Here is a 13747-nt window from a genome sequence, read left to right as displayed (position 1 = left end):
CCGTACGCTAGGGCGATGACAAACAAGGTTTACGTCGTCGGCGTCGGGATGACGAAATTCGAGAAGCCGGGCCGCCGGGAAAACTGGGACTACCCGGACATGGCGAGGGAGTCCGGTACCAAGGCGCTCGAAGACGCGGGCATCGACTACCGCGAGGTCGAGCAGGGTTACGTCGGCTATGTGGCCGGCGATTCGACGTCCGGGCAGCGGGCGCTCTACGAGCTGGGCATGACCGGGATTCCGATCGTCAACGTCAACAACAACTGCTCGACCGGCTCGACGGCGCTTTTCCTTGCGGCGCAGGCTATCCGCGGCGGGCTCGCCGACTGCACGATCGCGCTGGGCTTCGAGAAGATGCAACCCGGGTCGTTGGGCGGCGGCGCCCAGGACCGTGAGTCGCCAATGGCCCGGCACGTCAAGGCGATGGCCGAGATCGACGAGTTCGCGATGCCCGTTGCACCGTGGATGTTCGGCGCCGCCGGACGCGAACACATGCGCCAATACGGCAGCACCGCAGAGCATTTCGCCAAGATCGGCTACAAGAATCACAAGCACTCGGTGAACAACCCGTTCGCGCAGTTCCAGGAGTCCTACACCCTCGAGGACATCCTGGCGGCGCGGATGATCTCCGATCCGCTGACCAAGCTGCAGTGTTCGCCCACCTCGGACGGTTCGGGCGCGGCGATCCTCGCGAGCGAAAAGTTCGTCGACAAGCACGGGCTCGCCGGCCAGGCGACCGAGATCGTTGGCCAGGCGATGACGACCGACTTCGCCTCGACCTTCGACGGCACCGCCAAGAACCTGATCGGCTATGACATGAATGTCCAAGCCGCACAACGTGTTTACGAGCAATCCGGCCTCGGTCCCGAGGACTTCCAGGTGATCGAGCTGCACGACTGCTTCTCGGCCAACGAGTTGCTGCTCTACGAGGCGCTGGGCCTGTGCGGTCAGGGCGAGGCACCCAAGCTGATCGACAACGGCGACACCACTTACGGCGGCCGCTGGGTGGTCAACCCGTCGGGCGGCCTGATCTCCAAGGGCCACCCGCTGGGGGCGACGGGTCTGGCGCAGTGCGCCGAGCTGACCTGGCAGCTGCGCGGCACCGCCGACAAGCGTCAGGTCGACAATGTGAGCGCTGCGCTGCAGCACAACATCGGGCTCGGCGGCGCGGCCGTCGTCACCGCCTATCGGCGCGCGGAGCGTTAGGTTCCGGGCGGCGACCCGCAGCGCCCGCCTTCGGCGCGCTTGCGATCACCGCCAGGGATCTAGACCACCCAGATCGCGCACGCGGCGGGGCTGCCCAGGTCGACGGTGTTGGCCACGCCGTCACCGGACTCGACGGCCACCGAGATCATTCCGGCGAACTCGCGGCGGGCCAGCACCCGCAGCCGCGAATCCAGGCTGATGCCGATGGAATCGAAGTACCGCAGCATCTCCGGATCGGCGTCGGAGATGCGGGCCACCGTGCCGGCCTCGCCGTCGTGGCAGGCCCACAGCTGGCGCGCCGGCGGCGTCGGCACCTGGCCGTCGGACGCCGGGATCGGGTCGCCGTGCGGGTCGCGGTGCGGATAGCCGAGTTTGGCGTCGATACGGGCCACCAGCCGGTCGGACACCGCGTGCTCGAGCACCTCGGCCTCGTCGTGCACCTCGTCCCAGCTGTAGCCCAGCTCGTTGACCAGAAAGGTTTCCAGCAGCCGGTGCCGTCGCACCATCGCCAGTGCCGCGCGGCGGCCGGACTCCGTCAGCGTCACCGCGCCGTACTTTTCGTGGTCGACCAAGCCCTGCTCGGCGAGTTTGCGGATGGACTCCGAGGCGGTGCTGGCCGACACCCCGATCCGGTCGGCCAGCATCTTGGTGCTGACCTTGTCCCGAGACCACTCCTGGGCGTTCCAGATGACCTTCAGGTAGTCCTGGGCAACGGGGGTGAGCTCGCCAGGCTCGTCATCGGGGCGCACACACCGAAGTTTAAGCCCCGCGCCGTAGGCTTGCGGTTGTGCAACGGTGGCGTGGCCAGGACGAGATACCCACGGACTGGGGCAGATGCGTGCTCACCATCGGGGTGTTCGACGGGCTGCATCGGGGCCACGCGGAGCTGATCGCGCACGCGGTGAAATCGGGCCGGGCGCGCGGCGTGCCGACCGTGTTGATGACCTTCGACCCGCATCCGATGGAGGTGGTGTTCCCCGGCAGTCACCCGGCGCAGCTGACCACGTTGACGCGGCGCGCCGAGCTGGCCGAGGAGTTCGGCATCGACGTGTTCCTGGTGATGCCGTTCACCACCGACTTCATGAAGCTGACTCCGGAGCGCTACATCCACGAGCTGCTGGTCGAGAACCTGCACGTGGTGGAAGTGGTGGTCGGCGAGAACTTCACGTTCGGCAAGAAGGCCGCGGGCACGGTCGAGACGCTGCGCCGGGCCGGCGAGCGGTTCGGCTTCGCGGTGGAATCGATGTCGCTGGTGTCAGAGCACCACGACAGCGAGACGGTCACGTTCTCGTCGACCTACATCCGCTCCTGCGTCGACGCCGGCGACGTGGTGGCCGCCGCCGAGGCGCTGGGCCGCCCGCACCGGGTCGAGGGTGTGGTGGTCCGCGGCGACGGGCGGGGCAAGAAGCTGGGCTTTCCCACCGCCAACGTGGCCCCGCCGATGTACTCGGCCATCCCCGCCGACGGGGTGTATGCCGCCTGGTTCACTGTGCTGGGCCATGGACCCGTGACCGGCACCGTCGTGCCCGGCGAGCGCTACCAGGCCGCGGTGTCAGTGGGCACCAACCCGACGTTCTCCGGACGGACCCGGACCGTCGAGGCGTTCGTGCTGGACACCACCGCCGACCTGTACGGCCAGCATGTGGCGCTGGACTTCGTCGCCCGCATCCGCGGCCAGGAGAAGTTCGAATCGGTCGACGAGCTCATCGCCGCGATGGGCGCCGACACCGAACGGGCGCGCGCCCTGCTCACCGCCCGCTCGGCCTGATTGCCCGGCTTCTCCTCATCGCGCTACGCGCTCTGCATCGGCGCCGGGCGCCACTGCTAAACTGCCCCACGACACGGCGCGTGCTGCGGTTCGCGGCGGCCGCGCCGAATTCAAAGATCGCGGACCAATTGATGGAGATATTTCGTGGCGCTGACTGCCGAGCAGAAAAAAGAAATCCTGGGCTCTTACGGCCTGCATGAGACCGACACCGGATCGCCGGAGGCGCAGGTCGCGCTGCTGACCAGGCGGATCGCAGACCTGACCGAGCACCTCAAGGTGCACAAGCATGACCACCACTCGCGGCGGGGGTTGCTGCTGCTGGTGGGCCGGCGCCGCCGCCTACTCAAGTACGTGGCCCAGATCGATGTCGAGCGGTACCGCTCGCTCATCGAGCGGCTGGGTCTGCGTCGCTGATCCACCGGTCGCCATGCGCGCGTGGCCCGCGGCCGTAATCACGGCACTCGTCATCATCGGGGGGCTGACGGGTTGCACGGCGTCTGCGGCCAACGCCGCGGACCTCAAGGTCGGTGATTGCCTCCGGCTTGGTGGCACCGCCGATCGGCCGGAGGCGGCCAAGGTGGCGTGCGGAAGCCGGACGTCGAACTTCAAGGTCGCGGCCAGAGTCGCCGACCGGGAACAGTGCCCCGCCGACGTCGACTCGTCGTATTCGATGCGCAACACATTCAGCGACTCCAACAACACCGCTTGCCTGGACATCGACTGGGTGGTCGGCGGCTGCATGAGCGTGGACCCGGACCACAACGCCGACCCGGTCCGCGTCGACTGCAACGACAAATCGGCGCCGCATCGCCAGCGCGCCACCCAGATCCTCCGCGACCTCGGGGATCCGGTCAGCGTCGACCAGTGCGCCAGCGGCGTGGGCTATGCGTACTCCGAGCGGCGGTTCGCGGTCTGCGTCGAGGACCTGGCATAAAGCGCCAGGTCGGCGTGTAGAGTAAGGGCGTTCTGGACCGGATAGGCCCGAACAGGTGCGGTTCGTGCGATCCGCGCGCACCGTCCCAGCGAGTGTCACGACGGGACCCGAAAAGGAAAGCCAAGTCTGTATCGGGCGGTCTTCGGTAGTGGCGGCCGGGGCTTTCTCCGGCCGCTTCGATCGACGGCCGTAGCCGCATCCAGGCAAGGTTCTGCGGGCTGTGCGTGTCCACGCAAAACAGCTGAATAAACCAGAGAGGCCGCACGGACGTCATGTCTGTAGCTGAAATTGAACAAGGCGTGTTCGAGACGACCGCCGTCATCGACAACGGGAGCTTCGGCACCCGCACCATCCGCTTCGAAACCGGCCGGCTGGCCCAGCAAGCCGCCGGCGCCGTCGTCGCCTATCTCGACGAGGAGAACATGCTGCTGTCGGCGACCACCGCCAGCAAGAACCCCAAGGAGCATTTCGACTTCTTCCCGCTGACGGTCGACGTCGAGGAGCGCATGTACGCCGCTGGGCGCATCCCCGGCTCGTTCTTCCGCCGCGAGGGCAGGCCGTCCACCGACGCGATCCTGACCTGTCGGCTCATCGACCGACCGCTGCGCCCGTCGTTCGTCGACGGCCTGCGCAACGAGATCCAGATCGTGGTGACCATCCTGAGCCTGGACCCCAACGACCTCTACGACGTGCTGGCGATCAACGCCGCGTCGGCCTCCACCCAGCTGGCCGGCCTGCCGTTCTCCGGCCCCGTCGGCGGTGTGCGAGTCGCGCTCATCGACGGCACCTGGGTGGCCTTCCCGACGGTCGAGCAGACCGAGCGCGCCGTGTTCGACATGGTGGTGGCCGGCCGGGTGGTCGACAGTGATGTGGCGATCATGATGGTCGAGGCCGAGGCCACCGAGAACGTCATCGAACTGATCGACGGCGGTGCCCAGGCCCCGACGGAAACCGTTGTGGCGCAAGGCCTGGAAGCCGCCAAGCCGTTCATCGCGAAGCTGTGCGCCGCGCAGCAGGAGCTGGCCGACGCGGCCGCGAAGCCGACCGCCGAGTACCCGTTGTTCCCCGACTACGGCGACGACGTGTACTACTCGGTGTCCTCGGTGGCCACCGAGGAGCTGGCCAAGGCGCTGACCATCTCCGGCAAGACCGAACGCAACAACCGCACCGAGGAGATCAAGGCCGAGGTGCTCGAGCGGCTTGCCGACACGTACGCCGGCCGCGAGAAAGAGGTCGCCGCGGCCTTCCGCGCGTTGACCAAAAAGCTTGTGCGCCAACGTATCCTGACCGACCACTTCCGCATCGACGGCCGGGGTATCACCGACATCCGCGCTTTGAGCGCCGAAGTCGCCGTGGTGCCGCGAGCCCACGGCAGCGCGCTGTTCGAGCGCGGCGAGACCCAGATCCTGGGCATCACCACGCTGGACATGATGAAGATGGCCCAGCAGATCGACTCGCTCGGGCCGGAAACATCGAAGCGCTACATGCACCACTACAACTTCCCGCCGTATTCGACCGGTGAAACCGGCCGGGTCGGCTCGCCCAAGCGCCGCGAGATCGGGCACGGCGCGCTGGCCGAGCGGGCGCTGGTTCCGGTACTGCCCAGCGTCGAGGAGTTCCCGTACGCGATCCGCCAGGTCTCGGAAGCGTTGGGCTCCAACGGTTCCACGTCGATGGGCTCGGTATGCGCGTCGACGCTGGCGCTGCTCAATGCCGGGGTGCCGCTCAAGGCGCCGGTCGCCGGCATCGCGATGGGCCTGGTCTCCGACGACGTCGAGATCGACGGTGGCGGAACCGAGCGGCGGTTCGTCACCCTGACCGACATCCTCGGCGCCGAAGATGCCTTCGGCGACATGGACTTCAAGGTCGCCGGCACCAAGGACTTCGTCACCGCGCTGCAGCTGGACACCAAGCTCGACGGGATCCCGTCGCAGGTGCTGGCCGGCGCGCTGTCGCAGGCCCGCGACGCGCGGCTCACCATCCTCGAGGTGATGGCCGAGGCCATCGACCGCCCCGACGAGATGAGCCCCTACGCTCCGCGGGTTACCACGATCAAGGTGCCGGTCGACAAGATCGGCGAGGTGATCGGCCCCAAGGGCAAGATCATCAACGCGATCACCGAGGAGACCGGCGCGCAGATCTCGATCGAGGACGACGGCACCGTGTTCGTCGGTGCCACCGACGGCCTGTCGGCGCAGGCCGCGATCGACAAGATCAACGCGATCGCCAACCCGCAGCTGCCCAAGGTCGGCGAGCGGTTCCTCGGAACCGTGGTCAAGACAACCGATTTCGGCGCGTTCGTGTCGCTGCTGCCCGGGCGTGACGGGCTGGTGCACATCTCCAAGCTCGGCAAGGGTAAGCGCATCGCCCAGGTCGAGGACGTCGTCAACGTGGGCGACAAGCTGCGGGTGGAGATCGCCGACATCGACAAGCGCGGCAAGATCTCGTTGATCTTGGTCGCCGAAGACGCCGCTTCCGGGGGCTCTGCCGACTCGGGGGCCGCGCCGGCCGATGCCGCGACCACCGGCAGCTAAGACGGGCGCGTTGCGCCGCGGCAGGAACGGCGCCGAGCCGTCTGCCGCGGTGTGTCGCACCACCTTGCCGGGCGGTCTGCGCGTCGTCACCGAATACCTGCCCGCGGTGCGATCCGCGTCGGTGGGTGTCTGGGTGGGCGTCGGCTCGCGCGACGAGGGCGCCACAGTGGCCGGCGCGGCGCACTTCCTGGAGCACTTGCTGTTCAAGGCCACCCCCACCCGAACCGCGGTCGACATCGCGCAGGCGGTGGACGCCGTCGGCGGTGAGCTCAACGCGTTCACCGCCAAGGAACACACCTGCTACTACGCGCATGTGCTCGACAGCGATCTGGAGCTGGCCGTGGACCTGGTCGCCGACGTGGTGCTCAACGGGCGCTGCGCCGCCGAGGACGTCGAGCTGGAACGCGACGTGGTGCTCGAGGAGATCGCGATGCGCGACGACGACCCCGAGGACGCGCTTGCCGATGTTTTCCTTGCCGCGCTGTTCGGGGACCATCCGGTGGGCCGCCCGGTGATCGGCAGCGTCGCGTCGGTGTCGGCGATGACGCGCGCCCAGCTGCATTCGTTTCACCTGCGCCGCTACACACCCGAGCGGATGGTGGTCGCCGTGGCCGGCAACATCGACCACGACGAGGTAGTGGCGTTGGTCCGCGAACACTTCGGGCCGCGGCTGGTCCGCGGGCGCCGGCCGGTGGCGCCGCGCAAAGGCACCGGCCGGGTGACCGGGCGACCCCGGCTGGCGGTGGCAAACCGGGACGCCGAGCAGACGCATCTGTCGTTGGGTGTGCGCACGCCGGGCCGGCACTGGGAGCATCGCTGGGCGATGTCGGTGCTGCACACCGCGCTGGGCGGTGGGTTGAGTTCCCGGTTGTTCCAACAGGTTCGCGAGTCGCGCGGGCTGGCCTACTCCGTCTACTCGTCGCTGGACGTGTTCGCCGACAGCGGCGCGCTCTCGGTGTATGCCGCCTGCCTGCCCGAACGTTTCGACGAAGTGGTGCGCGTGACGTGCGACGTGCTGGAGTCGGTCGCCCGCGACGGCATCACCGAAGCCGAGTGCCGAATCGCGAAGGGGTCGTTGCGCGGCGGGCTGGTGCTCGGGCTGGAGGACTCCAGTTCACGGATGAACCGGATCGGCCGCAGCGAACTGAATTACGGCGAACACCGCAGCATCGAGCAGACGCTGCACGAGCTCGACCAGGTGACCGTCGACGAGGTCAACGCGGTGGCGCGGCGACTTCTGACCAAGCCCTACGGTGTGGCCGTTGTCGGTCCGCACCACTCGAAACGATCACTGCCGCAACGGCTTCGGGCGATAGTACAGTAACCCCATGGTCTTGGGCTTCTGGGATCTCGCGGTGCCGGTGGTGGGTGCGCCGATGGCAGGCGGCCCCGGGACGCCGGAGCTGGCCGCGGCCGTGTCCAATGCTGGCGGCATGGGTTTCATCGCCGGCGGATACGTGAGCCCGGAGGAATTCGCCGACGACATCGCGGCCGCGCGGGCGGCCACCAACGGGCCGATCGGCGCCAACCTGTTTGTGCCGCAACCCAGCGCGGCCGACTACGTCCAGTTGGACCACTACGCCGAGGCGCTCGACGAGCTCGCCGAGCACTACGACGTCGAGGTGGGCCGGCCCCGGTTCAGCGACGACGACTGGCAGCGCAAGCTCGAGGTCATCGCGGATGTACGTCCGGAGGTGGTGTCGTTCACCTTCGGCGCGCCGCCACCGGACGTCCTACGGTGGTTCGGCGCGTTGGGGATCGTGTTGCTGATCACCGTCACGTCCGCGTACGAGGCGGGCATTGCGGTGGCCGCGGGCGCCGACGGGCTGGTGGTGCAGGGACCCGGCGCCGGCGGGCATCGCGGCACGTTCGCGCCGGACATGCCGCCCGGCGAGGAGTCGCTGGGCGAACTGCTGGACCGGATCGGCGCCGCGCACAAGGTCCCGCTGATCGCCGCCGGCGGGCTGGGCACCGCCGACGACGTCGCCAAAGTGCTGAGCAGGGGAGCGGTGGCTGCTCAGGTCGGCACCGCGCTGCTGCTGTCGGACGAAGCCGGGACCAACTTCGCGCACCGGACCGCCCTGCAGAACCCGCAGTTCGGCAAGACGACGGTCACCCGGGCCTTCTCCGGACGGTATGCGCGCGGCTTGGAGAATGACTTCACCCGCTTGCTCGACGACGTCGCACCGCTGGGCTACCCCGAGGTCAACCACATGACGTCGCCGATCCGTAGGGCCGCGGTCGAGGCCGACGACCCGCACGGCACAAACCTCTGGGCCGGAACGGCATTCGCCTCTGCCCGGACCGGCCCCGCCGCGGACATCGTGGCCTCACTCGTGTAGCGCGCTGGCGGGGTCGGTGAACGGCAACCCCAGGTCCGCGGCCACGCGCTCCGACAGCAGTGCGCCCTCGTGCGTCGAAAGCCCTTTTGCCAGTGCGGGATACGATCGGCAGGCGGCTTGCCAGCCGCGGTCGGCCAGCGCAAGCACATACGGCATGGTGGCGTTGGTCAACGCCTGCGTCGACGTCTTGGGCACCGAGGCCGGCATGTTCGTCACGCAGTAGAACACGGTGTCGTGCACGGCGAATGTCGGGTTGTCGTGGGTGGTCGGGCGGGAATCCTCGAAGCAGCCGCCCTGGTCGATCGCGATGTCCACTAGCACTGCTCCCGTCTTCATTTGCGCGACAAGCGAATTCGGCACAACCGTGGGGGCTTTGCGGCCCGGCACCAGCACCGCCCCGATGACCAGGTCGGCATGCCGGACAGCATCCTCGAGCTCGTAGGCCGACGAATAGCGGGTGTGCACCCGGCCGCGGAATTCGGCGTCCACGGCGCGCAACTTGTCGATGTCGACGTCGAGAACTGTGACGGTGGCACCCATTCCGCTGGCGACCCTGGCGGCGTTGCGGCCGGCGGTGCCGCCACCGATCACCACGACATCGGCCGGCTCGACGCCCGGTACCCCACCCATCAGCACGCCGCGACCGCCGCGGGTGCGCATCAGGTGATAGGCGCCGACTTGGGCGGAGAGTCGGCCGGCGACCTCGCTCATCGGCGCCAGCAGCGGCAGCGCGCCGTCGACGGTCTGGACCGTCTCGTAGGCGATCGAGGTTGTCCCAGATGCCAACAGCGCGTCGGTGCAGGATCGGGACGCGGCCAGATGCAGGAAAGTGAACAATGTCTGCCCGCGACGCAGGCGCGAGTACTCGGCCGGCATGGGCTCCTTGACCTTGAGCAAGAGGTCCGCCTCGGCCCACACTTGCTCGGCGGTGCTGATCAGTTGCGCGCCAGCCGCCTTGAAGTCGCCGTCGCTGATCGCCGAGCCCTCGCCGGCGCCGGACTGGACGAGGACGTCGTGGCCGCGGTGGGTGAGTTCGGCGACCCCTGCCGGGGTGATCGCCACCCGGAACTCGTTGTTCTTGGTCTCGGTGGGAATGCCGACTCGCATGATGGCTCCTTCTTCATCAATTGTGAAGAAAGTTCGGTAGGTCAGCAAACAGAGCGACGATAATTCTGTAGAGTCGGTATATGCCGGTGCGGACAACGGATACAACGGGCGGGGCCGGTAGCTCACCGAAGAATGTTCGGCCTGTCGAGCTGGACGACGTCGATCGCAGAATTCTGGCCCTGCTGCACGCCGACGCGCGGATGACCAACAGCGCCCTGGCCGAGAAGGTCGGCCTCGCTCCGTCGACCTGCCACGGTCGCCTGCGGCGCTTGCTGGACCTAGGCGTGATCCGCGGCTTCTACACCGACGTCGACCCGGTGGCGGTCGGGTTGCCTTTGCAGGCAATGATTTCGGTCAACCTGCAGTCCACCGCCCGCGGCAAGATCCGCAGCTTCATTGCGCAGATCCGGCGCAAGCCGCAGGTGATGGACGTCTACTTCCTGGCCGGGCCCGACGACTTCCTGCTGCACGTCGCCGCCCGCGACACCGAGGACCTGCGCGCGTTCGTCGTCGAAAACCTCAACGCCGACGCCGACGTCGCCGGCACGCAGACGTCGTTGATCTTCGAGCATTTGCGTGGGGCGGCACCGATCTGACGCCGATGAAGTCGTACGACGCCGGCCCGACGGACACGCCGATCCTCGAGGAGACCATCGGCGAGAATTTCGAGCGCGTGGTGGCGGCGGACCCGGACGCCGAAGCGCTGGTCGAGGTTGCGCGGCAGCGCCGCTGGACCTATGGCGAGCTCGATGCCGAGGTCGATCTGATTGCCCGGGGACTGATGGCGCTCGGGGTCGCGCGCGGTGAGCGGGTTGGCATTTGGGCGCCGAACTGTGCCGAGTGGACGATCGTGCAGTACGCGACGGCGAAGATCGGCGCCATCCTGGTCAACATCAACCCCGCGTACCGCACGCACGAATTGGCCTACGCGCTCAACCAGTCCGGTGTCAGGACGCTGATTTCGGCAACCGCATTCAAGACCTCGGACTACGCCCGCATGGTCGACGAGGTGCGGCCCGAGTGGGGCACCATCGCAGAGGTCGTCTTCCTCGACACCGACGACTGGGACGCCCTGTGCAACCGCGCAGCCGAAGTGCCCGTCGACGAATTGCGCAGCCGCAGCGCGGCTTTGAACAACCGCGACCCGATCAACATCCAGTACACGTCGGGAACCACCGGATTTCCCAAGGGCGCGACACTGTCGCATCGCAACATCCTCAACAACGGCTTTTTCACCACCGAACTGATCGGCTTGGGGCCTGCCGATCGGCTGTGCATACCAGTGCCGTTCTACCACTGCTTCGGAATGGTGCTGGCCAACCTGGGCTGCACCACACACGGCGCCACCATGGTGATCCCCGCACCAGTGTTCGACGCCGGGGCTACCCTGGCGGCGATCGAGGCCGAACGCTGCACGGCTGTCTACGGCGTGCCGACGATGTTCATCGCGATGCTGGGCCATCCCGACTTCGCGGCGTTCGACCTGTCGTCGCTGCGCACCGGGATCATGGCCGGCTCGGTCTGCCCAATCGAGGTGATGAAACGCTGTGTGGCCGAGATGAATATGACCGAGGTGGCCATCGCCTACGGCATGACGGAGACGTCACCGGTGTCGTGTCAGACCCTCATCGACGACGACCTCGAACGGCGCACCGCGACGGTCGGCCGGGCGCACCCGCATGTGGAGATCAAGATCGTCGATCCGGAGAGCGGCGAGATTGTCGAGCGCGGGCAGCCGGGGGAGTTCTGCGCCCGCGGGTATTCGGTGATGCTGGGCTACTGGCGGGACGAGGCTCAGACGCGCGAAGTGATCGACACCGACGGGTGGATGCACAGCGGCGATCTTGCCGTGATGCGAGAAGACGGCTACTGCAACGTCGTTGGGCGGCTCAAGGACGTGGTGATCCGCGGCGGGGAGAACGTGTACCCGCGAGAGATCGAAGAATTTCTGCTTACCCATCCAGACATCGACGAGGCGCAAGTGGTCGGCGTGCCCGACGAGCGCTATGGCGAAGAGATCTGCGCGTGGATTCGGATGAAGCCCGGGCGGCGCCCACTCGACGCCGGGGCAGTGCGCGCCTTCGCCACCGGCAAGCTGGCGCACTACAAAATCCCCCGCTACGTCCACGTCGTCGACGAGTTCCCGATGACCGTCACCGGCAAGGTCCGCAAAGTCGACATGCGCGAGGAGAGCATCAGATTGCTGCGCTTATGATCACCCGATGACTGACCCCGGATCGCCGTCCGCCACAGCCACTGTGGACATCAACGCCAGCCCGGATGCGGTGTACGCGCTGGTCACCGACCTGCCGACGCTGGCGTCGATGGCCGAGGAGACCGTCGCGATGCGGTGGCGCAGGGGTGACGCCGCCCACCCGGGTGCGGTGTTCACGGGCCACAACCGAAACGGCGGACGGCGCTGGAGCACGACGTGCACCGTCACCGACGCCGGGCCGGGGCGGTTGTTCGCATTCGAGGTGCGCTCGGGCGTAATCCCGGTGGCGCGTTGGCAATACGACTTCGCCGCTGTCGACGGCGGGTGCCGTGTCACGGAGAGCACCTGGGACCACCGGTGGCGCTGGATCCGCTGGGTAACGCCATTGACTACCGGTGTCCGTGACCGCACCGCCGCCAACGCCGAGCACATCCGGCTCACCTTGCAGCGGTTGAAGGAACGCGCCGAGGCCGGCTAGCGCCCGACTGCCCGAATCCGCGACCATCGTCGAGAATCGCCGTTAACATACGGGTGTGCTCACCGCGATTGAACGGCTACTGAACTTTCAGCTGACCATCGTCGAAATCCTGTGCATCGGTGCGGTGTTGGGCGTTCCGTACCTGGCTATGGGCATTGCCTGGACCAGCACCCACACCGCTCATCTGGATCAGCTGCACGGCGTGGACCTGATGATGTCGCTCCTTTTCTCGATCCTGCTGTGGCCGGCGCTGGGATTGGCGGGGTGTGCCTGATGCTGCTCTCCGTCGTGCGCAGGGTGCTGAACTATCCGGTCAGCATTGGGGCGCTCGTCGAAATTGCGCTGCTGGCCGCGATTCCGTATCTGGTCGTCGGCGCCGTCGTGTCGGGCGCGTACGGCGAGGGATTGCGTCAAGTACAGGTCGAGCAGGGCAACGACGCGTTGGTGAGGCTGATGGCGTCCATCGTCTCGTGGCCAGTGCTGCTGTTCTCCCACTCGCGCGGGAGCTGATCAGCTGGCGTTCGGGGTGGTGGTAGTTGTTGGTGCGGGGTTGGCCGTGGTCGAGGTGTGGTGGGGGGATCCATTGGGTTTGGCCGTCGGCTGTTTGTATTGTGAGCCAGCCGTTTTCGGCGATGCCGTTGTCGGGGTTGCAGGCTAGGGTGAGGTTGGTGATGTCGGTGGTGCCGCCGCGGGCCCAGCTTTTCTTGTGGTGGGCTTCGGTCCAGTAGGCGGGTACGTCGCAGTTGGGGCGGGTGCAGCCGCGGTCTTTTGCGTAGAGCACGATGCGTTGATCGGGTGAGGCGATGCGTTTGGTGCGGCCCAGATACAGCGGGCGCTCGGTGTGGTGGTCGAAGACGGCCAGGTAGTGGTAGGCGTGGCTGGCCATGCGGATCAGATCGCGCATGGGGAGCAGGGTGCCGCCGGCGGTGATGGCGTGCCCGGTGCCGGCGAGTAGTTCGGCCAGGGTGGTGGACACGATCACGGTGACGGGCAGGCCCTTGTGCACGCCGAGTTTGGGGTTGCCGAGTTGGCCGCGCACCAGGGCGTTGAGGGCGTCGTGTTGGCGTTGGGCGTGTCCGCGGGTGTCGGTGCGGGCCAGTTCCTCGGGTGGTTCGCCGGTGGTGCAGGGGTGGGGGTCGTCGGGGTTGCACATGCCGGGGGCG

Annotated in this window: 13 protein-coding genes and 1 pseudogene; 11 read left to right on the top strand and 3 right to left on the bottom strand. The window is 67.5% G+C overall.

Annotated elements, in window-relative coordinates; all coding sequences use genetic code 11:
* The first annotated feature begins 15 nt into the window (after positions 1 to 15).
* Positions 16 to 1206, top strand: a complete 1191-nt coding sequence (locus AWB95_RS15370; RefSeq protein WP_062541291.1) for a lipid-transfer protein — start codon at positions 16 to 18, stop codon at positions 1204 to 1206.
* 59 nt (positions 1207 to 1265) lie between these two features.
* On the opposite strand, the gene mntR is transcribed toward AWB95_RS15370, so the two are convergent.
* On the bottom strand, positions 1266 to 1955 hold the full coding sequence (gene mntR / locus AWB95_RS15365) for a manganese-binding transcriptional regulator MntR (protein ID WP_062541290.1): 690 nt from the start codon (positions 1953 to 1955) through the stop codon (positions 1266 to 1268).
* Positions 1956 to 1993: 38 nt separating this feature from the next.
* Here mntR and AWB95_RS15360 point away from each other — a divergent pair, with 38 nt between their 5' ends.
* The 6 genes from AWB95_RS15360 to AWB95_RS15335 all read left to right on the top strand — a co-directional run bounded on the left by AWB95_RS15360 (position 1994) and on the right by AWB95_RS15335 (position 8784).
* Positions 1994 to 2974: a bifunctional riboflavin kinase/FAD synthetase gene (locus AWB95_RS15360; protein ID WP_062541289.1), complete on the top strand. Its 981-nt coding sequence runs from the start codon at positions 1994 to 1996 to the stop codon at positions 2972 to 2974.
* A gap of 144 nt (positions 2975 to 3118) precedes the next feature.
* Complete coding sequence (gene rpsO, locus AWB95_RS15355; protein ID WP_062541288.1) at positions 3119 to 3388, top strand: 30S ribosomal protein S15; 270 nt, start codon at positions 3119 to 3121, stop codon at positions 3386 to 3388.
* 13 nt (positions 3389 to 3401) lie between these two features.
* Complete coding sequence (gene lppU, locus AWB95_RS15350) at positions 3402 to 3908, top strand: LppU family putative lipoprotein (RefSeq protein ID WP_062541287.1); 507 nt, start codon at positions 3402 to 3404, stop codon at positions 3906 to 3908.
* A gap of 272 nt (positions 3909 to 4180) precedes the next feature.
* A complete protein-coding gene (locus AWB95_RS15345) occupies positions 4181 to 6442 on the top strand; it encodes a polyribonucleotide nucleotidyltransferase (RefSeq protein WP_084707299.1) in 2262 nt (753 codons plus the stop codon).
* Complete coding sequence (locus AWB95_RS15340; protein WP_062541285.1) at positions 6420 to 7766, top strand: M16 family metallopeptidase; 1347 nt, start codon at positions 6420 to 6422, stop codon at positions 7764 to 7766. Before AWB95_RS15345 ends, AWB95_RS15340 begins: the two co-directional genes overlap by 23 nt.
* Before the next feature lie 4 nt (positions 7767 to 7770).
* Complete coding sequence (locus AWB95_RS15335) at positions 7771 to 8784, top strand: nitronate monooxygenase (RefSeq protein WP_085168367.1); 1014 nt, start codon at positions 7771 to 7773, stop codon at positions 8782 to 8784.
* Here the strand turns inward: AWB95_RS15335 and ald are convergent.
* Positions 8773 to 9891 (bottom strand): alanine dehydrogenase, encoded by a 1119-nt coding sequence (ald, locus tag AWB95_RS15330; RefSeq protein WP_062538171.1) that lies wholly within the window; start codon positions 9889 to 9891, stop codon positions 8773 to 8775. The two genes, AWB95_RS15335 and ald, sit on opposite strands and share 12 nt — an antisense overlap.
* Before the next feature lie 80 nt (positions 9892 to 9971).
* On the opposite strand from ald, the gene aldR reads away from it, so the two are divergent.
* Genes aldR through AWB95_RS15310 form a run of 4 tightly spaced genes read left to right on the top strand, consistent with a single transcriptional unit; the run spans position 9972 to position 12858 of the window.
* Positions 9972 to 10487, top strand: coding sequence for an HTH-type transcriptional regulator AldR (aldR, locus tag AWB95_RS15325; protein ID WP_062538170.1), 516 nt, complete (start codon positions 9972 to 9974; stop codon positions 10485 to 10487).
* 5 nt (positions 10488 to 10492) lie between these two features.
* Positions 10493 to 12106: an AMP-binding protein gene (locus AWB95_RS15320; RefSeq protein WP_062538169.1), complete on the top strand. Its 1614-nt coding sequence runs from the start codon at positions 10493 to 10495 to the stop codon at positions 12104 to 12106.
* Positions 12107 to 12113: 7 nt separating this feature from the next.
* Entirely contained in the window at positions 12114 to 12584 is a 471-nt protein-coding gene (locus tag AWB95_RS15315) for an SRPBCC family protein (protein WP_062538168.1), read from the top strand.
* A 55-nt stretch (positions 12585 to 12639) separates the two neighbouring features.
* The gene (locus tag AWB95_RS15310) at positions 12640 to 12858 is read left to right on the top strand and encodes a hypothetical protein (RefSeq protein ID WP_084706880.1); all 219 of its coding nucleotides are present in this window, start codon (positions 12640 to 12642) and stop codon (positions 12856 to 12858) included.
* 243 nt (positions 12859 to 13101) lie between these two features.
* Here the strand turns inward: AWB95_RS15310 and AWB95_RS15300 are convergent.
* A pseudogene (locus tag AWB95_RS15300) lies at positions 13102 to 13747 on the bottom strand (HNH endonuclease signature motif containing protein); the annotation flags it as partial.

The sequence above is a fragment of the Mycobacterium celatum genome, from assembly GCF_002101595.1.
GTDB lineage: Bacteria > Actinomycetota > Actinomycetes > Mycobacteriales > Mycobacteriaceae > Mycobacterium > Mycobacterium celatum.
The sequence above is the reverse complement of the archived record's forward strand: the minus strand, read 5'-3'. Positions and strand labels throughout refer to the sequence as shown.

Bases quoted from the DNA above. Each gene is read 5' to 3' on its own strand.
- lppU (WP_062541287.1), top strand. From the start codon at position 3,402: ATGCGCGCGTGGCCCGCGGCCGTAATCACGGCACTCGTCATCATCGGG.
- ald (WP_062538171.1), bottom strand. From the start codon at position 9,891: ATGCGAGTCGGCATTCCCACCGAGACCAAGAACAACGAGTTCCGGGTG.
- AWB95_RS15335 (WP_085168367.1), top strand. From the start codon at position 7,771: ATGGTCTTGGGCTTCTGGGATCTCGCGGTGCCGGTGGTGGGTGCGCCG.
- AWB95_RS15320 (WP_062538169.1), top strand. From the start codon at position 10,493: ATGAAGTCGTACGACGCCGGCCCGACGGACACGCCGATCCTCGAGGAG.
- AWB95_RS15315 (WP_062538168.1), top strand. From the start codon at position 12,114: ATGACTGACCCCGGATCGCCGTCCGCCACAGCCACTGTGGACATCAAC.
- AWB95_RS15340 (WP_062541285.1), top strand. From the start codon at position 6,420: ATGCCGCGACCACCGGCAGCTAAGACGGGCGCGTTGCGCCGCGGCAGG.
- aldR (WP_062538170.1), top strand. From the start codon at position 9,972: ATGCCGGTGCGGACAACGGATACAACGGGCGGGGCCGGTAGCTCACCG.
- AWB95_RS15370 (WP_062541291.1), top strand. From the start codon at position 16: ATGACAAACAAGGTTTACGTCGTCGGCGTCGGGATGACGAAATTCGAG.
- AWB95_RS15345 (WP_084707299.1), top strand. From the start codon at position 4,181: ATGTCTGTAGCTGAAATTGAACAAGGCGTGTTCGAGACGACCGCCGTC.